The sequence below is a fragment of the Bradyrhizobium tropiciagri genome (genome assembly GCF_001189845.1).
GTDB lineage: Bacteria > Pseudomonadota > Alphaproteobacteria > Rhizobiales > Xanthobacteraceae > Bradyrhizobium > Bradyrhizobium tropiciagri.
In genome coordinates this window covers 116,863-136,903 of sequence record NZ_LFLZ01000012.1, presented here as the reverse complement: position 1 = coordinate 136,903, position 20,041 = coordinate 116,863, and the positions used below count along the sequence as shown (strand labels likewise).

Below are 20,041 nucleotides of genomic sequence, written 5' to 3'. Positions count from 1 at the left end.
ATACTATTCACGCCACCGCCCGCTGGGCGGCCGGCGCTGCATCCGTCCCGATCCAGGTCCGGAACAGATCGAAATCGATATTGCCGCCGCTCAGGATCAGGCCGACGCGCTTGCCGGCGAGCCTGGTCTTTTCCTGCAGCGCGGCTGCGAGCGCCGCGGCACCCGCGCCCTCGGCGAGATTGTGGGTGTCGGTCCAGTAGGCGCGGATCGCCTGGCCGACTTCATCGTCGGTGACCTGCACGATGCGGGACGCGCCCTTACGGATCAGCGCGAACGCGTCCGCATCCGGAATCCGCGTCGCCATGCCGTCGGCGAGCGTGTTGCTGGTCTCGGTGGTCACGATCTTCCCGGCCGCGAACGACAGCGCGTAGGACGGCGCCTCGGTCGACTGCACGCCGACGATCTCGGTCTTCAGCCCGAGCAGGTCGCGCGCCATGATGCAGCCGGAGATGCCGGAGCCCTGTCCGATCGGCACATAGAGAATGTCGAGGTTTGGCGCCGAGCGAAACAGCTCGAGCGCATAGGTCGCAACACCCAGCACCAGGTCGGTGTGGAACGACGGCACCATGTGCAGGCCGGCGAACTGGGCGCGGCGCTCCGCCTCTTCGCGCGCGGCTTGAAAGTCCTCGCCGTGCTCGACAAGCTCGGCGCCGAACGCGTGCATGGCCCGGTTCTTCTCGACCGAGTTGCCGCGCGGCACGTAGATCACCGCCGGCACCCCGTGACGGCCCGCGGCAAACGCCAGGCTCTGGCCGTGATTGCCGCGCGTCGCCGAGATGATGCCGGGGACATCGGGCCGCTCGCGCTTCAGCCGTTCGAGATAGACCAGGCCGCCGCGCACCTTGAAGGCGCCGGTCGGCGTGTGGTTCTCATGCTTGACCACGACCTCGGTGCCGAGCCGCTCGGCCAGCAACGGCCAGGCATACGCCGGCGTCGCCGGCACCGCGGTGCCGACGATCCTGTGCGCGCGCTCGAGTTCGTTCAAGTCGAACATGGTAGCCCCGCTTGCGGTCTGCTCCCTCGCCCCGCTTGCGGGGCCGAGACGAGCTTCGCTCGCTCTGAGAGGGTTGGGGTGAGGGGGAATCTCCGCGGACACGGTGAGAGTTGGATTCGCGGAGACCCCCCCTCACCCGGATTGCGCTTGCGCGCAATCCGACCTCTCCCCGCAAGCGGGGCGAGGTGAAGAGAGAGTGCCTGCCGCGAACTCGACATCATCACACCAGCGCCTTGCCACCGGAGAAGGCCTTCGCGGTGGCCTCATCGGTCGCCTCTTCCGGCAGCAGCATCTCGTTGTGCGCCTTGCCCGACGGGATCATCGGGAAGCAGTTCTCCAGCGCGGCGACGCGGCAGTCGAACAGCACCGGGCGCTTGATCGCAATCATCTCCTTGATCGCGCCGTCGAGATCGGACGGCTTGGTCGCCTGCAGGCCGACGCAGCCATAGGCGTCGGCGAGCTTGACGAAGTCCGGCAGCGCCTCGGAGTACGAATGCGACAGGCGGTTGCCGTGCAGCAGTTGCTGCCACTGCCGCACCATGCCCATGTACTGGTTGTTCAGGATGAAGATCTTGATCGGCAGCTCGAACTGAACCGCCGTCGACATCTCCTGGATCGTCATCTGCACCGAGGCGTCGCCGGCGATGTCGATCACCAGGCTGTCCGGATGCGCCACCTGCACGCCGACCGCGGCCGGCAGACCGTAGCCCATGGTGCCGAGACCGCCCGACGTCATCCAGCGGTGCGGCTCCTCGAAGCCGTAGAACTGCGCCGCCCACATCTGGTGCTGACCGACTTCGGTCGTGATGTAGGTGTCCTTGCCGCGGGTCAGCTCGAACAGGCGCTGGATCGCGTATTGCGGCAGGATGATATCGTTGTTCTTACGGTAGGACAGCGAGTTGCGCGCGCGCCATTGCGCGATCTGCTGCCACCACGCCTTGATGTCGGGCTTCTTCGCCTCCGCCTTGAACACCTGCAGGAGGTCGCCGAGCACGTTGCCGCAGTCGCCGATGATCGGCACGTCGACGCGGATGTTCTTGTTGATCGAGGACGGGTCGATGTCGATGTGGATCTTCTTCGAGCCCGGCGAGAACGCGTCGGTGCGGCCGGTGATACGGTCGTCGAAGCGCGCGCCGACGCACAGCATGACGTCGCAATCATGCATCGTCATGTTGGCCTCGTAGGTGCCGTGCATGCCGAGCATGCCGAGCCAGTTCGGACCCGACGCGGGATAGGCGCCCAGCCCCATCAGGGTCGAGGTGATCGGGAAGCCGGTCGCCTCCACCAGCTGACGCAGCAGCTGCGAGGCCTCGGGCCCGGAATTGATCACGCCGCCGCCGGAATAGATCACCGGACGCTTTGCGTTGGCGAGCAGCGCGACCGCCTTGCGGATCTGGGTCGCGTCGCCCTTCACGCGCGGCGTGTAGGAGATGTGCACGTCCGACTTGCGCGGCGGATGATAGGTGCCGGTGGCGAACTGCACGTCCTTCGGCACGTCGACCACGACCGGGCCGGGCCGGCCGGTGGTGGCGACATAGAAGGCCTCGTGTAGCACCCTGGCGAGGTCGTTGACGTCGCGCACCAGCCAGTTGTGCTTGGTGGCGGGCCGCGTGATGCCGACGGTGTCGCATTCCTGGAAAGCGTCGTTGCCGATCAGGTGGGTCGGCACCTGGCCGGTGATGCAGACCAGCGGGATCGAATCCATCAGCGCGTCGGTCAGCGGCGTCACCATGTTGGTGGCGCCCGGGCCCGAGGTCACCAGCACCACGCCGGGCTTGCCGGTCGAGCGGGCATAGCCTTCCGCGGCATGGCCGGCGCCCTGCTCGTGGCGGACCAGAATGTGCTCGACCTCGCTCTGCTGGAAAATCTCGTCGTAGATCGGAAGCACCGCACCGCCGGGATAGCCGAAGACATGCTGCACGCCGTGATCGATGAGCGCGCGCACGATCATCGCGGCGCCGGTCATCTGATTGGGATCGTGGCTCTTGTCGGTCATGGTTCGCTCCGGATGCGCTTGTTTTTGCGCGGCTTTTGTCAGTTCTCGTCAGTTCGGCTTCGGGCAATAAAAAGGGGCCCCAGAGGCCCCATGCACACCGCCCGAATTTGGATGGCAGCTAGCCATCCCCGGCGGTGTGCCTGGGTACGACGGCGATAAGCAGCTTGGTAATAATGTTGCGCACGATACGACCCAGTCTTCCCAAAGGTTGCGCGAACATAGCGGCCAAAGCCCGAATGTCAAGGCAAGGCAAGCACTTTCGCGATTTACGTACTCTACCGGGGTTCCGCTCGTTCGGCGAGTGTTTTTACGCCGGCGACCGCGCATGGCTGACGGGCGGTAAGCCGTAGCCCGGATGAAGCGGAGCGAAATCCGGGACCAGTGTCATCTCCGGGGAAGTCCCCGGATTGCGCTACGCTCCATCCGGGCTACGCGACCCGGCTCTCCAGCCACGCCGTCGCCGCCTCCGGCTCGACCCATTCGAATTCCGGCAGCTGATGGCGAAACCAGGTGAACTGGCGCTTGGCGTAATGGCGGGTGTCGGCGCGGCCGATCTCGGCGGCCTCCTCCCGGCTGATTTCGCCCTTCAGGTGCGCCATCAGCGCCGGCACGCCATGGGCCTTCATCGCCGGCAGCAGCGGATCGAGCCGGCGCGTTGCCAGCGCCGCAACCTCGTCGAGGGCGCCGGCATCGAGCATCGCGCCGAACCGGTCGTCGATCCGCGCATAGAGCTTTTCCCGGTCAGGCGCGAGAAACAGCGCGTCGAATTCGCCCTGCGGCAGCAGCGGCGGCAGGCCGTCGCGATGCCAGTCCGGCAGCGGGCGGCCGGTGGCCTCGACGACCTCGAGCGCCCGCGCGATGCGGGTGCGGTCGCGCGGCTTCAGCCGTTCGGCCGACACCGGATCGCGCTGCGCCAGTTCGGCATGCAGCGCCTCGACGCCGTGCTGCTCCAGCCTTGCGCGCACAGCGTCGCGCACATCAGGGGGGATCGGCGGCACCGCCGAGAGGCCGCGCGTCAGCGCCTTGAAATAGAGGCCCGAGCCGCCGATGAAGATCGGCAACTGTCCCTGCGCGCGCGCCTCGCCGAGCACCCTCGCCGCGTCAGTCACCCAGGCGCCGGCGGAGAAATTCACGCCGGCGTCGACATGGCCGTAGAGCCGGTGCGGAACCTGCGCCTCCTCTCCGGTCGTTGGCCGCGCGGTGATGATCCGGAGGTCGCGATAGACCTGCATGGAATCGGTGTTGATCACGACCCCGCCGGTCCGCTGCGCAAGCGCAAGCGCCAGGGCCGACTTGCCGCTGGCGGTCGGCCCTGCGATAAGCACTGCCTTGTCCAACAATCCCGAATGCGCCTGCATGTCCCTCGTTGCCACGCTGATCTGCAATCCTGCAAGCCCCGCGCTCGATTCCACCATCGTCGACGGTGCGCGGGCCGTGCTGCCCTCACCCGGCCCGGCGCAGTGGCTGTTCAACGAGGTCGCCGTCGACATTCCCTTTGAACGCCAGGACGCCAGCAGGGACGACATCAAGGCGTTCGAACAGCGCCTGCGCCGGGCCTGCGGCGACCTGCCGATCGACATCGTCGTGCAGCCTCGGATCGGCCGGCGCAAGAAGCTTTTTCTGGCCGACATGGATTCGACCATGATCGGCCAGGAGTGCATCGACGAGCTCGCCGACTTCGCCGGGCTGAAGGCCCATGTCGCTGATATCACCGAGCGCGCGATGCGCGGCGAGATCGAGTTCGAGTCGGCGCTGCGCGAGCGCGTGGCGCTGCTCAAGGGCCTGCCGGTCAGCATCGTCGACGTGGTGCTCGACAAGCGCATCACGCTGACGCCGGGCGGCCGCGAGCTGGTCATGACCATGCGTGCGCAGGGCGCCTATACCTGCCTGATCTCGGGCGGATTCACCCTGTTCACCAAGGTGGTCGCGGAGAAGGTCGGCTTCCAGGAGAACCGCGCCAACCAGTTGCAGGTCGAGAACGGCAAGCTGACCGGCGAAGTGATCGAGCCGATCCTCGGCCGCGCCACCAAGCTCGCCACCCTGATCGAGCTGACCGAATCCTTCGACCTCGACGATATCGATACGCTGGTGGTGGGCGACGGCGCCAACGATCTCGGCATGATCCAGGCCGCGGGCCTCGGTGTCGCCTATCACGCCAAGCCGGCGGTCGCGGCCGCGGCTGCGGTCCGGATCGATCACGGCGATCTCACCGCGCTGCTTTATGCGCAGGGCTATCGCCGGGACGAGTTTGTCGAGGGGTGACCCTGGGCGTCGTCCCGGCGAAAGGCCGGGACCCATAACCACCGATGCCGGTTGCTTACAAAAAGCCGTCGACCACTTCCTCAACAAGAACGGCCGCGGCGTATGGGTCCCGGCTTTCGCCGGGACGACACTTCACTGCACGTCACTGCACGCCGAGCGCCACAAAGCGCAGTTCGCCGTCGCCGTTGGAGACCAGCAGCAGCACGGACTTCTTGCCGTCCTTCTTCAGCTGGTCGACGCGCTTCTTGATGTCGGCGGCGCTGGACACCGCCTCCTGCGCCACCTCGACGATGACGTCGCCGGCCGACAGCCGCTTCTCGGCCGCATCGGAGGCGTTGTCGACGCCGGTGACGACGACGCCCTTCACGCTGTCCTTGATCTTGTACTTGGTGCGCAGATCCTTGCTCAGCGCCGCGAGGTCGAGGCCGAGCGCCTTCTGGGTCACCGGCTTCTCGGCGGTGTCGTCCTTGGGCTTGGCGTTGGCCTGCTGAACCTTGTCATTGTCCTCGAGCCGGCCGAGCGTGACCTTGCGGGTCTCCTCATTGCCCTTGCGGATGATGACGACGTCGACTTCCTTGCCGACCGCGGTGTCAGCGACGATGCGCGACAGATCCTTGGGGTCCTTGACGTCCTTGCCGTCGAACTTGACGACGACATCGCCCGGCTCGATGCCGGCCGGCTTGGCCGGGCCCTTGTCGTCGACACCTGCAACCAGCGCACCGCGCGCCGGCTTGATGTTGAGGCTGTCGGCGATCTCGTCGGTGACCTGCTGGATGCGCACGCCGAGCCAGCCGCGGCGCAGCTCGCCGAACTTCTGCAACTGGTCGACGACGCCGGCCACCGTCTTCGACGGCACCGCGAAGCCGAGGCCGATCGAGCCGCCGGTCGGGGAAATGATCAGCGTGTTGACGCCGATCACCTCGCCCTCGAGGTTGAACAGCGGACCGCCGGAATTGCCGCGATTGATGGCGGCGTCGGTCTGGATGTAGCTGTCATACGGGCCCTGGCTGATGTCGCGGTTCTTGGCCGAGACGATGCCCGCCGTCACCGTACCGCCGAGGCTGAACGGGTTGCCGATCGCGACCACCCAGTCGCCGAGGCGGATCTTGTCGCTGTCGCCGAACTTGACGGCGGTGAGCGGCTTCGGCGGCTTGAACTTCAGGACCGCGAGGTCGGTCTTCTTGTCGACCCCAACCACCTCGGCCTTGATCTTGGTGCCGTCGTTGAGGATGACGTTGATCTCATCGGCGTCGGCGATGACGTGGTTGTTGGTGACGACGATACCCGCGGTGTCGACGATAAAGCCCGAGCCAAGCGAGTTGGTCTTGCGCGGCTGGAACTCGCCGCCCTTCTCACCACCCTTGCCGCCCGGCCCGCGGCGGTTCTTGAAGAAGTCGTCGAAGAATTCCTCGAACGGCGAGCCCGGCGGCAGCTGCGGCATCGTCCGGTCCTTGGCCTCGATCGTCTGCGAGGTCGAGATGTTGACGACGGCGTCGATCACCTTCTCGGCGATGTCGGCGATGCCCTCGGGACCGCGCGCGAACGCCGGCACGGAGCTCAGCATGCTCGCAGCACCGATCGAGATCGCGGCCCCCATCATGCGGAGGCGACGGCTCAGGGCTGGTCTGGCAGCGATCATGTCGGAATTTCTCCAGGCAAACGGGTTCAAATTAGCTTAGTCGCAGTGTGCGCCCGTGGTCGCAGGTGTGCGCCCGTGGTCAGAGAGTGCGCCCGAACGGGCATTTGGCGCAAGCATCTCACCCGGGCATTTCGGCGAAAAACCGGCTGGGGAAGGCTCACGATTGTGTTCAGTCCGGCGCGATCTGCGCGATGGAACAGGCAAGGCTCAGCGGCGCACTGCCCAGATCAGAACAAGCCCCGCGACCGCCGAACCGATGCCGACGATGCGCAGGATGTTGTCGGGCGTCGCCAGCGCGCTCTTCATCGCCCGGCGCATCCAGGCGGGGCTTGCCGCGAACAGGATGCCTTCGAGCACGAACAGGATTCCCAGACCGATGAGGAAGTCGCCGAACGCTATTGACCTCATCGGATGGCAACCTCCCGCTCGATGATTGTTGTTCTTCAAGTGACGGCGGCGCGTTGTCCGCGCCGCCGCCATGTCGTGAATTTACTGTTTCGGCGCAGCCGCCGCCTCAGCCGGCTTGCCGCTGGCACTGCCGAAGTATCTGAAGAATTCCGAGTCCGGCCGCAACAGGAAACGCGTGTCGCTGGACTTGAGGCCGTTCTCATAGGCCGTCATCGAGCGGTAGAACGCGAAGAAGTCCTTGTCCTTGCCATAGGCCTCGGCGAACAGGCGGTTACGCTCGGCATCGCCTGCACCGCGGGTCTGATCGGCGAGCGAGTTCGCCTCGGCGACGATCACGGTCGCTTCGCGATCGGCTTTGGAGCGGATCTCCAGCGCCTTCTGGTCGCCCTGCGCACGGAACTCGGCCGCCTCGCGCTCGCGTTCGGTCTTCATCCGGTTGTAGACCGCCTGGCTGTTCTGCTCCGGCAGGTCGGCACGGCGGATCCGGACGTCGACGACCTCGATGCCGTAGCCGTCGGCCTCCTTGTCGAGCTGCTCGCGAATCCGCGACATCAGCTTCTCGCGATCGTCACGCACCACCGTGATGAAGTTGACCTCGCCGAGCACGCGGCGCAATGCCGCGTTCAGCAGCGTGGTCAGCTGCAAATTGGCAGCCTGGATCGATCCGACGCTGGTGTAGTAGCGCAGCGCATTCTTGATGCGGTAGCGCGCGAAGGCATCGACCACGAGCCGCTTCTGGTCGGAAGCGATCACTTCCTGCGACGGGTTCTCCAGATCGAGGATGCGCTTGTCGACATTGATCACCGAATTCCACGGCGCCTTGAAGTGCAGGCCGGGCTCGGTGACGATGTCGACCGGCTCGCCGAACCGCAGGACGATGGTCTGCTCGGTCTGCTGCACGGTGAACACCGAGCTGTAGCCGACGGCGAGAACGATGAAGAGAACGATCAGGGCCAGAATGCCGGTGACAGGGGACCTCATCGGGTGGCTCCCTGCTGCTGGCCGGTGGTGGCCGGCGCTGCCGTCGGCGGACGCCGCGGCGTCAGTTCGCCGAGCGGAAGGTAGGGCACGATGTTCTGGCCCTGGCCGTCGAAAACGAGCTTCTCGGAGCCGCCGAGCACGCGTTCCATGGTCTCCAGATAGATGCGCTCGCGCGTCACGTCGGGTGCCTTCTTGTACTCTTCATAAACCTTGAGGAAGCGCGCGCTCTGGCCCTTGGCCTCGGCAACCGCCTGCTCCTTGTAGCCCTCGGCGGCCTGCTGGATCTGCGCGGCACGCCCGCGTGCTCCCGGCACGATGCTGTTGGCGTAGGTCTGCGCCTCGTTCTGCTTGCGCTCGAGGTCGGCGCGCGCCGCCTGGACGTCGCGGAATGCGTCGATCACCTGCGCCGGCGGATCGACCTTCTGCATCTGCACCTGGGTGATCTGGATGCCCGCATTGTAGGTGTCGAGCGTTCTCTGCATCAGCTCCTGCACGTTCTGCTCGGTGACGTTGCGCGCCCCGGTCAGGATCGGCTGGATCTGCGAGCGGCCGATCACCTCGCGCATCGCGCTTTCGGCAACCGCCTTCACGGTGCCTCGGGATTCTGGATGTTGAACAGATAGGCGCCCGCCCCGCCCGGCTTGATGCGCCACAACACGGTGAAGTCGACGTCGACGATGTTTTCGTCGCCGGTCAGCATCAGGCTCTCTTCCGGCACGTCGCGCATCGAACGGCCGCGCCGCGCGGGATCGTCGATCAGGGTCATGCCGATCGAGATCGTGTTCACGCGCAACGCCTTCGGCAGCAGCACTGTCTCGATCGGATATGGCAGGTGATAGCGCAGGCCGGGCTGCGCGTCGCGGTCATACTTGCCGAAGCGCAGAACGACGCCGAGCTCCTCGGACTGGACGCGGAAGATTCCGGTTGCGAACCAGATCGCGAGCGCTGCGACCAGCACCAGCGCGATGCCCATGCCGCTGAAATGCCCGCCGGGCAGCCACTGCTGCAGCCGGTCCTGGCCGCGCCGCAGCAGATCCTCAAGATCCGGCGGCCTTGGCCCGGCCGACTGCGGACCGGTGCCCCATGGTCCTTTCGGACCCGAGCCCCATGGCCCCCCGCCTTGATTTTTCCACGGCATCAAACATCTCCTCGGCAAGTCCGGACGGGACGCCCGGGCTCGAATGTCCGGCCCGGTTATAGGGGACCGCCAGGGCCCTTACAACGCAAGCTTCCTGAGCGGACGAGCTATGCGCCGGGCCATAATTGTCAATGCAAACATTGGTTAACGTTGGCCGCGCCGACGATATGTCACATAGGAGAAGTCGACGCTGTCGTCCGGACCTGCCGGATTTCGCAAGCGCGCGACCTCCTCCCACTCCTTCGCATCGATGCTTTCGAACCGCGTATCGCCGTCCGGCCGGGCGTGGACCTCGGTAATCTCCAGGCGATCGGCGATGCCCATCCACTGCGCGTAGATCTCGGCGCCACCGATGATTGCAATTTCAGTGGCGAAACGCCGCAGCGCGTCACCAAGCGCAATTGCGCGGGCGTTTTCGAGCGACGTCGTGACGATAGCTCCGCGCGCGCGGTAGTTCGGATCGCGCGTCACCACGATGTTGGTGCGCCCCGGCAGCGGCCGGCGCAGGGACTCGAACGTCTTGCGGCCCATCACGATGGGCTTGTTCAGCGTCATCGCCTTGAGGCGCTGCTGATCGGATTTCAGCCGCCACGGAATTGCGTTTCCGCTCCCGATCACGCCGTTCTCGGCGACCGCAACGAGGAGCACGATCTCCATCAGCGCACCCCTTCCGCGAGTGCCGACAGCGCCTCGCCGGAGACGCGGCAGATCGTCCATTCGTCCATCATCTCGGCGCCCAGCGATTTGTAGAATGCGATCGACGGCGCGTTCCAGTCGAGCACCGCCCATTGCAGGCGCGACCAGCCATTGGCGAGGCAGTGCTGCGCCAGATGCACCAGCAGCGCCTTGCCGATGCCCTTGCCGCGCAGCGCCGGACGCACGAAGAGGTCTTCGAGGTAGATGCCGTGACGACCGGCGAAGGTCGAGAAGTTGACGAACCAGACCGCGAAGCCGGCCGGCTCGCCGTTCCATTCCGCGATGTCGCAGAACAGCCGCGGGCTTTCGCCGAACAGCGCTTCGGCGATGTCGGCCTCGCTGGCATGGACCTCGTGCAACAGCTTTTCGTAGTCGGCGAGCTCGCGGACCAGCGAGAACACCAGTCCGGCCTCATCGGGCCGCGCGCGGCGGATGGTCAGCGACATCAGACCGCGACTTCAGCCTTGATGTGCGGATGCGGGTCGTAGCCTTCGAGTTTGAAATCCTCGTAGCGGAACGCGAAGATATCCTTCACGTCGGGATTGATCGCCATCGTCGGCAACGGCCGCGTCGGCCGCGTCAGCTGCAGCCGCGCCTGCTCGAGATGGTTCGAATAGAGATGCGCATCGCCGAGCGAGTGGACGAAATCGCCGGGCTTCAGCCCGGTCACCTGCGCGACCATCATGGTCAGGAGCGCGTACGAGGCGATGTTGAAGGGTTTTCTCATATGATACCGATTTGCCATAATCGCTATTACCTTTCCAGCTGATTGTTCGTCAGTACTCCATTCCGATCAGTGTTCGGCAAAGCTGCATTAAGATCACTCTACTGAGCGTGTGCGATACTGCTTGTTAGGTCGCTCGCGAAGCGCGCTCCCCACATAGCGCCGTAGCGAGCGAGCGGCCGTGCGCGACAGGCTTCGCCACATTCAATAGCTGCGATCACTCAGAGGGGGCAAATTGAGCAGCCGCCGAAAAGTGCTGATCCCGGAGCCGATACAACTTAGCGGCCGCGAAGCGACGTATTAGCTTATGCTAAACCCTTTTCCATACGAGCCGAATGCGACCCAGAACTCGATGGTCCTCAATCAGTGTCTCTGAACTTATTTGTTCGGTTGGACTCAAGAGCCACACGGAGCGGGCTTCGATCGCTCGACATGCAAGCAGCCTGTCCCCAACCTGCGCGAGGAATAAACCCTTATCGACCAGCTTATGGTCTTTCAAATCCACAAGAATTTCGTCCGAGCGGCCAATTATTGGGCCAAGATCGACGCGGTCTCCTGCGAGAACACCCAATTGGGCAATATCGGCCTTGAAGCCGCTCAAGAGATAGACCGGCACTAAGGCCAACTCGCCCTCGATTCTGGCGAAACTAATTTTGCCCTCCGCGTCCGATTGGGGCGCGATGCGTCCAACGAGCGTCGTCCTCTCCTGCCATTGATCATTGGGCATCCCTTTCCCCGTCACAAGCCACTCCAGGCTATAACCTAGAGTGTCGCTTATACTTGACAATGTCGCAACAGAAGCTTCGCGAGACACTCGGCCATTCAGGATGTCGTAAAGCCACTGCCGAGAAACACCAAGCTGCTCGGCGAAGCCCGTAATCGTCTGATTTCCTATAACAACTCGAACACGCTCGCCGATTTCCTCAGCTTGCCTTGCGTCGAATTGCTTCTGTTGAGTACGAGGCGGCATCTGCTCGCTGCGGTAAGAGGATTTGACGCGCGTCGAGTTTGCGACCATACGTCAAGTATAACTGACACTGATTCTTGAGGACGCGTGGGAATCCTTCATCTGCGCGCGACGCCGTCAAGCTTGTTCCCAGCCGGAGTCCCGCCATGGACGTACTCGCGATTTCAGACATCCACCTCGAACGGCGTGGGTTACGGGAACTACCGCCCCTCAACGAATCCTTCGACTTGTTGATCTGCGCCGGCGACGTTTGGGAAGGGCAACCTGAGAAGGCGGTTCGGAGCATCGTTGAACTTGCGCGCGGCAAACCTGCGATCATCGTTCCAGGGAACCACGACGTTTATAGCGTCGCTACCGACCGACGCACTGTTTCCGATGTCCTCAGAATCATGCGCCAGGAGGCAGATCGTCATAACGCGCAAGCGCACAGCGAGATCGTCACTATCTTGAGCGCAGACCATCCTGTTCATGAGATCGAGCAAGTGCGGTTCATCGGACTGACGCTCTGGAGTGATTGGGCACTAGCCGGTCGCTGGATGGAGGGCGCAAACGATATCGAGTGGCCGGCGCGCGCTCGGGCGCTGGCTAGTCACATGAGGAGTCGTCCCCGTGAGTATGGAGCGATAACAACCGAACGAGGAGCATGGACCCCGTACGATGCGGTCGCGGAGCATGCGCGTGAAAAGGCGGTTCTGCTTGACGAGCTCGTTGCATCGCACGACGGTCCGACGGTCGTTGTAACGCATCACCCGCCGCTGGGTCAGTGCGTTGATGCCTATCGAAACATCGCTCCTTGGTGGGCCCCCGCCTTCTACGCATCGGATATCCTTCCGACGTTAGCAGAACATATCCAGCCGGACGTCTGGATATGCGGGCATGTCCACGCCCCCTTCGACAATCAGTTCGGTCGAACTCGCGTGATCTGCAATCCTGTCGAAGGCGGAAACTTCAACCCAAACTTGGTGATCGAGATTGAGAATGAAAGATGAGTCGCGGCTCCCGATACGTTGCACGGCGATCGACCCGAATCTGGAAAACGGAGGGCGTGACGATTGGAGAGCCGACATCGCTCGGGCGTATCCTGAACTATTCGACCCGCCGCGCGGCTTGCCAGAATGCGGAGAGGGATGGAGGCATTTGATAGAGCAAGCCTGCAGCGAAATTAGAGCTGCCCTCAAGGAAAATGCAACCAACGTACTCAAGGTAACTCTGATCAAGCAAAGGTACGGCGTTCTCAACATCTTTTGGGAAGGTGCATTATCTGGGTGTACCAGGACTGCCGTCGAACGCGCGATAGAATGTGCATATGTTGAATCCGCACAGACCTGCGAATCCTGCGGATTCGAGGGACGGCTCTACACCTGCGCGGGTTGGCTTATCACCGCCTGCACCGGGCACGGCAAGGGCAAGCCTGCGCCGTGGAAACGTAAGGCCGCCGCCGTTCGCGTTGTGCATGGAATGATAGGAGGAGAACGCCAGATTCTATCATGCCGGCAATACGATCGCGAGTGCGACTGCTTCGCCGACGTGCCCCCCGATGGTCTCGAGATTTCCGTTGAGGAGCTGCTTTCGCAGAGTGAGCGCCACCATGGCGGGCTGAGTCATTGATCAGACGTTATGGCAAAAAAAACAAAGATGCGAACCAATCTACGCAGCATGCACTTCTTTCGGAGGCTCAAATGCTACACGTAAAAATTGAAGTCTGGCCAGGCGGCGACCAGGCGCGCGCTCGCGCGATTGCTATCGCGAATATCGCAAACATCAGTGACCTATCGGAGGTAAGCGACTATGCGATACGTGTCACTGAAGCACAGAACCCAATCGCAGGAACACCGCCTTGGACTCGCGACGGACATGTTCTTCGGCATGAACGCAACACATCCGTTTGGAAGCTTATCGCGAAGGTCGCCGCCTGGGCTGCGGAGGAAGCTGCAAAGACAACATGATGATCCAGGCAACCCGGCGCAAGCGTTATGGCCAGAGTCGGGTTGGCCGGGCCAACTTCCTCGAATCACCAAGCTGCACTCGTCGTGTTGTACAATTTGCGCTGTACGAGCGATCCCTCCAGGATCGCGCAACGGCCGTGGCTTATGGCCCCTAGCGTTGCCGAGTAGTACGCATCCGCTAAAGACCCTGGCTAGATCTGTCGTTTCCGTTTGGTCTCGGTCTGGCCGCAAGATGGTTTTGATGTTCAGCCCAGGGGTAATGGTTCCCTTGGAGTCCAGTTTGAGTCAATCCGAGCTGGATAGCTGTGCTCGTGTCTCCTCGGAGTCCGTTGAGGTGAATGACGCGCTCATGGGCAGGAGCGGTTACCTACTGGGCGTCGATACTCCGATCGCCGACTACAACGGCAAGCAGCATTCGACGCGCTTCCCCTGAGCGGTAGCGGCTAGGTAGCTCGACCCAACTATGAGTTTGCGAGCCTCGCGACTAAATTGCCATCTCAAACTGCGTCGGGGTTTCCCACGCTGTGATGTGACTTCCAAATCCAACCCGGATGCGAGGTGCTGGACCCATCATAATGGGATAGTCCTCGACCTCACAGACGGTACCGATGTCGCCAGCACTAATCTCCGGCCTCTGTTGCCCGCGGATCAGTCGGACTCGGTCTCCAACCGAGAAGGGGCAGTCGTTGCGCTCGCTGACAATGAAAAAGCCCGCAACGATCTCGGCGCTAACATCTAAAGCGTCATGATCCCCGTCGCCCGCGCGGAGCTTAAGGTATGTCTTGGTGCTACCGTCACCGAACCGAACGCGAAAGCCGTTATAGTCGATAGGATCCACTACCGCGCCGGTAACCGCCGTGAACCTCCGACGTCCGATAAGATGAAGCCTCGTTCTGCCGATCGTCTTTCGAGCGACATTCGGGTCGAACTCTATCGGCGGCAGATCGTTGCGAGTTAAGAGCACACGACCCTCGGGGTCGAAGTCAGATTTATCCACCTTGTCGGCTGCGGCTATCAGGATTCGCGCCACGTCCCGGTCAAAGGCTGCGATCGGCGCGATGTTGGACAGCGCAATGCCTACCAACGCCTGATAGCTCACGAAGCCGGTAAAGCGTTGCTGTTTGTAGTCGAACGCAAAGGCGACCCATTCGCGATGCTCAACGTCATCGCGTCGAAAAAGACGAGGCATTGCTCCTCGCTTTCGTACACCTTCGCCGCCGCCGTTCTGCGGGATGAAAATGATGCCGGCCGAGTTCAGGGCTACTTCGATTGCATCAATGGTTCGCGCCTGCTGATTGCGTTGATCGCGCTCAAAGTCGGCAATCGTCTTCTTCGACACTCTCGCGGCTGTCTCTAGTTCTTCCTGGGACCAACCAAGGAGAGCTCGCGCAGCCCGGCATTGGGAAGGGGTGATCATTGTTGCTCCAAAAATGTAATACATTGATTTATTATATTACACTAAATAAGTAATTTCAAGGAAGAGTGCGATCTTTTAGTGGTCCTTCGGACCCTCGCGTGAACAGATCCGGCTTTGAACAAGACTTTGGTTCTAGGCGACACAACCGATGATTGCCGGGTCTCTCTTGGGCTACTAATTTCGTTCCAAAGGGGGCACCAGGCGGCGGATCAATGAACCAGGTCCGATCAAGAACATCGTCCCCATCGAGGGGACTATGTGGGCTGACGCAGACGCCAAGGTTGACTACTTGAATTTTTCCGAGGTCGCTGAACTCGCCGCCGAAATGGTGGGGACTGAGCGCTTGCTTCCTCTCTCCCTCGGAATTTTCGGCACTTGGGGTACGGGAAAATCCACTGTGCTCAACCTCATGAGGGGGGAGCTGTCCCAGCACAAGGATAAATTCCTCTTCGTCGAGTTTGATGCCTGGTTACACCAAGATTACGATGACGCACGGGCTGCGCTCATGTCCGTGATCGCAAAAGCGTTGCTCGATGAAGCTCCCGAGGGCTTGCGCGAAAAGGCACGGAGCCTATTCAAGCGCACCAACAAACTCCGGGTTCTCGGGTATGCCGCTGAAGGTGCAGCCGCTTTTTGGGGCGTCCCGACGTTCGGTTTGATCCGCAAGGGAGTCGAAGGACTCGGGGACATTCTGTCCGGTGATGCCAACGAAGAGGACGTCAAAGCTATCGAAGAAGGTGCTAAAGATGCAAAGATCAAGTCAGAAGGCTTGATCACTCCAGAGACTAAGAAAAGTCCACCCGAAGAGATCGTAGCCTTTAGGCAGGAGTTCGGCGAGGTCCTGTCGGGTCTCGGCAAGACCCTAGTCGTCTTGATCGACAATATCGATCGCTGCACGCCTCCGAATACCATTCACACGCTAGAGGCCATACGTCTCTTCCTCTTCTTGCCACGCACTGCCTTCGTTATCGCGGCAGACGAGGACATGGTCCGTCATGCCGTCGCCACGCATTTCAAGAACCCATCGCTTCGTCTGGTCGAGGACTACCTCGATAAGTTGATCCAGGTGCCGATCAGGGTCCCAAAGCTCGGCGTCCAGGACGTCAGAGCCTACATGCTGCTGTTGTTTGCTGAGGCCTCCGGAGCGAAAGGCGATAGGCTGGAGCAGCTCCGAGCTTTTCTCGTTGATCAACTGCGACAAGCTTGGAAGCCAGATGCCAAATTTGGTGTCGATGACGTGCTCTCCATCCTCAAGCCGGACGATCCGACGACGCTCCGCTCGGCGCTCGATCTCGCCGACCGAATGGCTCCTCTTCTCGCGTATTCCGCTAACGTCAACGGCAATCCCCGTATCATTAAACGGATGCTGAACGTCGTTCGCATGCGGGCGTCGGTCGCTCGAAAGCGAAAGATGGAGCTCGATGAATCCGTCATCGCCAAGTTGGCACTCTTTGAGCGATGCACCGATGCAAAGGCTGTTGATGCTTTGCACACCGCAATCAACGCCTCTGCAGGAAAACCTGACTTTCTTGCCACTCTTGAATCCGGACGTATCGATGGCGATCAGGTGACCGAAGGATGCCCTCCGGAAATCTTGAAGCACATTGACTTCGTCCGCGATTGGGCCGCGCTTGAACCAACGCTAAGCGAAGTGGACTTGAGGCCTGCTGTTTATCTGGCGCGCGAAACTGTCCCGCTCCGTGCGACTGCCGCGAAAATGTCAGAGGCCGCGCTGAGGGCAATCGACGTGTTGCGACAAGTTCGAACTGAAGCATCTCCGACCGCCAAAACTGCCATCGAATCTATCGCGACCGAAGAGCGGGCCGTTATGGAAGCTCTCATCAGGCGCATGAGGTTGAATCCGGAGTGGTCGCGTCCTCGGGACGACTTCCGCGGTGCTGTGCTGCTGGCGAGAGCGAACGAGGACGCCGGCAAGATGCTCGCGTCGTTTGTGAGTTCGCTCGGCGAGAAGCCACCACGATGGATGACGATGATGAGCGGCAAAGCGAAAGAGGCTTAACGTGGGTACCTCTTCGTCTAGTGCGGGAGCTGGTGGGAAGTCACCACTCATTCCAGCCGGTACTGATGCCACGCCTGGCGCGCCAGTACCAACGCCGGAACCTAATCGGTTTCAGCCCTTTCGGATCGCGTTTGGCCACCATACCAGAGGAATTGGAAAAGGCTCATTTCTAAAGTCTGCGCTAGGCCGATACGCTAGGACAGCAACTGGTGGCGCTCGCGTTGGTCCGAGACGCTTCGGTCCCGCTTACTCGTCCGGCGGTAATCTGTTTGCGCTCCTCGGCGAGATGCAGGGCGGGGGAACTGGCTCTGCCTCGGTTGGAGTGGACCTCTCGAGGCTTGTCGGACGCCCTCTAACGCTCGCAGTTCAGGAGATTGCACGGGCTTTGGCGCCCGAGGGCATTGATGCAGACCGGGTTGCTGTTGCGATCAATGAGGCGATGACCGAAGTATTAGTGGACGAAGAGATCTTCGACCCGAGCGCCTTATCCGCGGATCAAATCGTAGAAGTCCTTGTCGATTATCTCGCACGTATTCTCTTTCATCAAGTGACGGAAGATGCCGGGTCGGCTTGGAATAGGTCCCCGTCCGAAGCTCGGACCATTGAAGCAGAGAATGAACTTTTCGATCTGATCAAAATCGCGATGGATCGGCAATTAGGTCCAAAACTGGCAAACGGCGTCGGAAGGATGTCGAAGGTAGATGTCGAGCGCGCGCAGCTCAATGCTATGCAGGAAGTTTGGCGGGAATGGGAGACTTTCGAATGACGAAGGTGATCTGCCATGCCGACGCATCGGGTCTGCCGGCTACTCGTAAAGCCTCAGACGTTCACGTCATCCTGTACGGGAAAGGAGCTATGCCGCCCAAGGTCGCGCGTATCGGCTCAATGTTGCTCGATCCGATTAGTCGACTGAAACTTGGAATCAGGAGCAACGCGTTCGACTTCCTGACCATCGGTCTTGCGGTAACCGCCGCTGACACGTTCGTGCTCCGAAGCGATGCCGATGATAGGTGGTGCCGACGCCTAGAGCTGACAATTCCCCTGATCGACCCCAGGCCATGGAACGCCGTACGTTCAATGCTCGAACACGCTCTCAATTTCTTGAGCGGAGACCACTGGAGCCTACGGTTCAAGCGCGGTGGTCCTCGTCCTCCCAGCAAGGCCATTCGAGATCGTCGAAGGATCTTTATCGACCTTTCGAAGGCAGAATGCGCCTGCCTTTTTTCTGGTGGCCTCGACAGCTACGTTGGAGTTCTCGACCTGCTCTCCGAAGGCCGTCGCCCAATGCTTGTTAGCCACGCCTACAGGGGCGATCGGAAATACCAAGCCAATGTCGCAACCTTCCTGCCGACTTCGTGTCCCCGGTTCGCAGCGAACGCGCATCCGACTTGGAGTGGTGCAACCGAGATTAGTATGCGCACCAGAAGCCTCAATTTTCTGACCTATGGAGCGCTGACAGCTACGGCCATCGCCGAATTCAGAGGACTATCGCGCGTCGACCTGATTGTTCCTGAAAACGGACACATCGCACTAAATCCCCCTTTGACACCACGCCGCATCGGGTCGCATAGTACGAGAACTACCCACCCATTCTTTCTGAATGCGATCCAGCGCATCATGGAAGGGGTCGGTCTTCCCGTCGTCATCAGCAATCCGCTGCGGCATCAGACGAAGGGAGAAATAATGGCACGGCATGCAACAACGACGGCTGACTTCGCACTAGCGGCTGCCGGCACGGTCTCATGCGGAAAATGGAAGCGGAAGAATAAGCAGTGTGGTCACTGCGTACCGTGCCTGATCCGTCGAGCTGCGTTTCACGCGGCCGCAATTGCTGATGACACGGACTATCGCGAGCCAGATCTTGAGAAGATCGCAAACGATCCGCAGATTCGTGACGACCTCATCTCTGTTTTGACTGCAGTCTCTCGTTCGCGCACCGCCCGAATGGAACCTTGGGTCATACAAGCAGGACCACTGCCTGAAGACGAGCAAGAACGTTTCGCGTGCGTCGACGTATTCACGCGTGGTATCAGCGAGCTTGGCAACTTTCTGCGCGCGAGTGGCTTCCCTTGATCGATTTTCATTGTCACCTCGACCTCTATCCTGACCCAGTCGAAGTCACTCGCCAGACCTCGCTGTGCCGCGCATACGTCCTATCTGTCACAACAACTCCAAAGGCCTGGCGAAACACATTGCGTCTGGCTAAAGGAGCTTCCCGAATTCGTACTGCGCTCGGACTGCATCCGCAGGTCGCTCACGAACGGCATCGCGAGTTGGCGCTATTCGAGGCCCTCTTGCCGGAAACGGATTACGTCGGCGAAGTAGGTCTAGATGGAAGTGCTGAATTCAAAATGCATTCTGCAGTGCAGAAGCGTGTTTTCGAAAGCGTGCTCTCTATGTCAGCCAGAGCTGGCGGACGGGTGCTATCACTCCACAGCCGAGCTGCCGTCGAGCCCCTCCTTGAAAGCCTTGCACGGCAGCCCGATGCTGGGATTCCAGTCCTTCATTGGTTTACTGGCTCCGCCTCTCAGATGCGGCGCGCAGCAGATCAAGGGTGCTGGTTTTCCGTCGGATTGCCTATGACCCGCTCTGAACGTGGACGAGCCATATTGGCGGCGCTGCCGCGTGACCGCGTTCTTACTGAAAGCGATGGTCCTTTCGTGCAAATTGGCAGCCGTCCTTTTACACCGTCAGATATCCCATTAGTCGTTTCAGGCCTTGCTGGAGTTTGGGGCATGACGACCGAAGAGGTTCAGGATCGGCTGGCGTCGAACCTCAGGGAGATCGGGACGATCGCGGCAAGAGGCGGGTCGCGCGAGCCAGCCCTCGGAAGCTAGGCATTGGGTAAAAGGC

Annotated in this window: 18 protein-coding genes and 2 pseudogenes; 8 read left to right on the top strand and 12 right to left on the bottom strand. The window is 61.5% G+C overall.

Annotated features, from left to right (window positions below; genetic code table 11):
* Positions 1–7: 7 nt before the first annotated feature.
* The 3 genes from AKN84_RS12990 to miaA all read right to left on the bottom strand — a co-directional run bounded on the left by AKN84_RS12990 (position 8) and on the right by miaA (position 4,348).
* Positions 8–994, bottom strand: coding sequence for a threonine dehydratase (locus AKN84_RS12990; RefSeq protein ID WP_050421093.1), 987 nt, complete (start codon positions 992–994; stop codon positions 8–10).
* A gap of 220 nt (positions 995–1,214) precedes the next feature.
* Positions 1,215–2,990 carry an acetolactate synthase 3 large subunit gene (locus AKN84_RS12985; protein WP_050421092.1) on the bottom strand — a complete coding sequence of 592 codons (1,776 nt, stop codon included), beginning with the start codon at positions 2,988–2,990 and terminating at the stop codon, positions 1,215–1,217.
* Between the two features lie 428 nt (positions 2,991–3,418).
* Positions 3,419–4,348, bottom strand: a complete 930-nt coding sequence (gene miaA, locus AKN84_RS12980; RefSeq protein ID WP_050421091.1) for a tRNA (adenosine(37)-N6)-dimethylallyltransferase MiaA — start codon at positions 4,346–4,348, stop codon at positions 3,419–3,421.
* On the opposite strand from miaA, the gene serB reads away from it, so the two are divergent.
* The gene (gene serB, locus AKN84_RS12975; protein WP_050421090.1) at positions 4,347–5,252 is read left to right on the top strand and encodes a phosphoserine phosphatase SerB; all 906 of its coding nucleotides are present in this window, start codon (positions 4,347–4,349) and stop codon (positions 5,250–5,252) included. The genes miaA and serB overlap by 2 nt on opposite strands.
* A 142-nt stretch (positions 5,253–5,394) precedes the next feature.
* Here serB and AKN84_RS12970 read toward each other — a convergent pair whose 3' ends face one another.
* The 8 genes and pseudogenes from AKN84_RS12970 to AKN84_RS12935 form a co-directional block, all read right to left on the bottom strand.
* Positions 5,395–6,891: a Do family serine endopeptidase gene (locus AKN84_RS12970; RefSeq protein WP_050421089.1), complete on the bottom strand. Its 1,497-nt coding sequence runs from the start codon at positions 6,889–6,891 to the stop codon at positions 5,395–5,397.
* A 207-nt stretch (positions 6,892–7,098) separates the two neighbouring features.
* Complete coding sequence (locus AKN84_RS12965) at positions 7,099–7,299, bottom strand: DUF2065 domain-containing protein (RefSeq protein ID WP_050421088.1); 201 nt, start codon at positions 7,297–7,299, stop codon at positions 7,099–7,101.
* Positions 7,300–7,380: 81 nt separating this feature from the next.
* Positions 7,381–8,280, bottom strand: coding sequence for a protease modulator HflC (hflC, locus tag AKN84_RS12960; RefSeq protein WP_050421087.1), 900 nt, complete (start codon positions 8,278–8,280; stop codon positions 7,381–7,383).
* Positions 8,277–9,418 (bottom strand): annotated as a pseudogene (gene hflK / locus AKN84_RS12955) (FtsH protease activity modulator HflK). The gene hflC and the pseudogene hflK overlap by 4 nt, the downstream one beginning before the upstream one ends.
* A 144-nt stretch (positions 9,419–9,562) precedes the next feature.
* Positions 9,563–10,075 (bottom strand): dihydrofolate reductase, encoded by a 513-nt coding sequence (locus AKN84_RS12950; RefSeq protein WP_050421086.1) that lies wholly within the window; start codon positions 10,073–10,075, stop codon positions 9,563–9,565.
* The gene (locus AKN84_RS12945; protein WP_050421085.1) at positions 10,075–10,560 is read right to left on the bottom strand and encodes a GNAT family N-acetyltransferase; all 486 of its coding nucleotides are present in this window, start codon (positions 10,558–10,560) and stop codon (positions 10,075–10,077) included. Before AKN84_RS12945 ends, AKN84_RS12950 begins: the two co-directional genes overlap by 1 nt.
* A pseudogene (gene thyA, locus AKN84_RS12940) lies at positions 10,560–10,832 on the bottom strand (thymidylate synthase); the annotation flags it as partial. The gene AKN84_RS12945 and the pseudogene thyA, both read right to left, overlap by 1 nt.
* A 316-nt stretch (positions 10,833–11,148) precedes the next feature.
* On the bottom strand, positions 11,149–11,856 hold the full coding sequence (locus AKN84_RS12935; RefSeq protein ID WP_050421083.1) for a helix-turn-helix domain-containing protein: 708 nt from the start codon (positions 11,854–11,856) through the stop codon (positions 11,149–11,151).
* 95 nt (positions 11,857–11,951) lie between these two features.
* Between AKN84_RS12935 and AKN84_RS12930 the strand changes: the two genes are divergently transcribed.
* From AKN84_RS12930 to AKN84_RS48645, 3 genes are read left to right on the top strand one after another with little or no spacing between them, the layout of a single operon-like run.
* Positions 11,952–12,794: a metallophosphoesterase family protein gene (locus AKN84_RS12930; RefSeq protein ID WP_050421082.1), complete on the top strand. Its 843-nt coding sequence runs from the start codon at positions 11,952–11,954 to the stop codon at positions 12,792–12,794.
* Positions 12,784–13,413, top strand: coding sequence for a hypothetical protein (locus AKN84_RS45160; protein WP_128970729.1), 630 nt, complete (start codon positions 12,784–12,786; stop codon positions 13,411–13,413). Before AKN84_RS12930 ends, AKN84_RS45160 begins: the two co-directional genes overlap by 11 nt.
* On the top strand, positions 13,410–13,751 hold the full coding sequence (locus tag AKN84_RS48645; protein WP_244485067.1) for a hypothetical protein: 342 nt from the start codon (positions 13,410–13,412) through the stop codon (positions 13,749–13,751). Before AKN84_RS45160 ends, AKN84_RS48645 begins: the two co-directional genes overlap by 4 nt.
* 484 nt (positions 13,752–14,235) lie before the next feature.
* On the opposite strand, the gene AKN84_RS45150 is transcribed toward AKN84_RS48645, so the two are convergent.
* Positions 14,236–15,168, bottom strand: a complete 933-nt coding sequence (locus tag AKN84_RS45150; RefSeq protein WP_128970728.1) for a helix-turn-helix domain-containing protein — start codon at positions 15,166–15,168, stop codon at positions 14,236–14,238.
* 256 nt (positions 15,169–15,424) lie between these two features.
* Between AKN84_RS45150 and AKN84_RS12915 the strand changes: the two genes are divergently transcribed.
* Genes AKN84_RS12915 through qatD form a run of 4 tightly spaced genes read left to right on the top strand, consistent with a single transcriptional unit; the run spans position 15,425 to position 20,025 of the window.
* Complete coding sequence (locus AKN84_RS12915; RefSeq protein WP_050421080.1) at positions 15,425–17,188, top strand: KAP family P-loop NTPase fold protein; 1,764 nt, start codon at positions 15,425–15,427, stop codon at positions 17,186–17,188.
* 1 nt (position 17,189) lies between these two features.
* Positions 17,190–17,954 (top strand): hypothetical protein, encoded by a 765-nt coding sequence (locus tag AKN84_RS50975; protein ID WP_128970727.1) that lies wholly within the window; start codon positions 17,190–17,192, stop codon positions 17,952–17,954.
* Positions 17,951–19,261: a Qat anti-phage system QueC-like protein QatC gene (gene qatC / locus AKN84_RS12905; RefSeq protein ID WP_050421078.1), complete on the top strand. Its 1,311-nt coding sequence runs from the start codon at positions 17,951–17,953 to the stop codon at positions 19,259–19,261. The genes AKN84_RS50975 and qatC overlap by 4 nt, the downstream gene beginning before the upstream one ends.
* Entirely contained in the window at positions 19,258–20,025 is a 768-nt protein-coding gene (gene qatD, locus AKN84_RS45140) for a Qat anti-phage system TatD family nuclease QatD (RefSeq protein WP_128970726.1), read from the top strand. Before qatC ends, qatD begins: the two co-directional genes overlap by 4 nt.
* Positions 20,026–20,041: the final 16 nt, after the last annotated feature.

What these genes read in the sequence shown, in the direction of transcription:
- AKN84_RS12945 (WP_050421085.1), bottom strand. Translation starts at nt 10,560, where the DNA reads ATGTCGCTGACCATCCGCCGCGCGCGGCCCGATGAGGCCGGACTGGTG.
- AKN84_RS12985 (WP_050421092.1), bottom strand. Translation starts at nt 2,990, where the DNA reads ATGACCGACAAGAGCCACGATCCCAATCAGATGACCGGCGCCGCGATG.
- AKN84_RS12970 (WP_050421089.1), bottom strand. Translation starts at nt 6,891, where the DNA reads ATGATCGCTGCCAGACCAGCCCTGAGCCGTCGCCTCCGCATGATGGGG.
- AKN84_RS12930 (WP_050421082.1), top strand. Translation starts at nt 11,952, where the DNA reads ATGGACGTACTCGCGATTTCAGACATCCACCTCGAACGGCGTGGGTTA.
- AKN84_RS45150 (WP_128970728.1), bottom strand. Translation starts at nt 15,168, where the DNA reads ATGATCACCCCTTCCCAATGCCGGGCTGCGCGAGCTCTCCTTGGTTGG.
- AKN84_RS12915 (WP_050421080.1), top strand. Translation starts at nt 15,425, where the DNA reads ATGTGGGCTGACGCAGACGCCAAGGTTGACTACTTGAATTTTTCCGAG.
- AKN84_RS12965 (WP_050421088.1), bottom strand. Translation starts at nt 7,299, where the DNA reads ATGAGGTCAATAGCGTTCGGCGACTTCCTCATCGGTCTGGGAATCCTG.
- AKN84_RS12990 (WP_050421093.1), bottom strand. Translation starts at nt 994, where the DNA reads ATGTTCGACTTGAACGAACTCGAGCGCGCGCACAGGATCGTCGGCACC.
- miaA (WP_050421091.1), bottom strand. Translation starts at nt 4,348, where the DNA reads ATGCAGGCGCATTCGGGATTGTTGGACAAGGCAGTGCTTATCGCAGGG.
- AKN84_RS12935 (WP_050421083.1), bottom strand. Translation starts at nt 11,856, where the DNA reads ATGGTCGCAAACTCGACGCGCGTCAAATCCTCTTACCGCAGCGAGCAG.
- AKN84_RS45160 (WP_128970729.1), top strand. Translation starts at nt 12,784, where the DNA reads ATGAAAGATGAGTCGCGGCTCCCGATACGTTGCACGGCGATCGACCCG.
- qatC (WP_050421078.1), top strand. Translation starts at nt 17,951, where the DNA reads ATGACGAAGGTGATCTGCCATGCCGACGCATCGGGTCTGCCGGCTACT.
- serB (WP_050421090.1), top strand. Translation starts at nt 4,347, where the DNA reads ATGTCCCTCGTTGCCACGCTGATCTGCAATCCTGCAAGCCCCGCGCTC.
- hflC (WP_050421087.1), bottom strand. Translation starts at nt 8,280, where the DNA reads ATGAGGTCCCCTGTCACCGGCATTCTGGCCCTGATCGTTCTCTTCATC.
- AKN84_RS12950 (WP_050421086.1), bottom strand. Translation starts at nt 10,075, where the DNA reads ATGGAGATCGTGCTCCTCGTTGCGGTCGCCGAGAACGGCGTGATCGGG.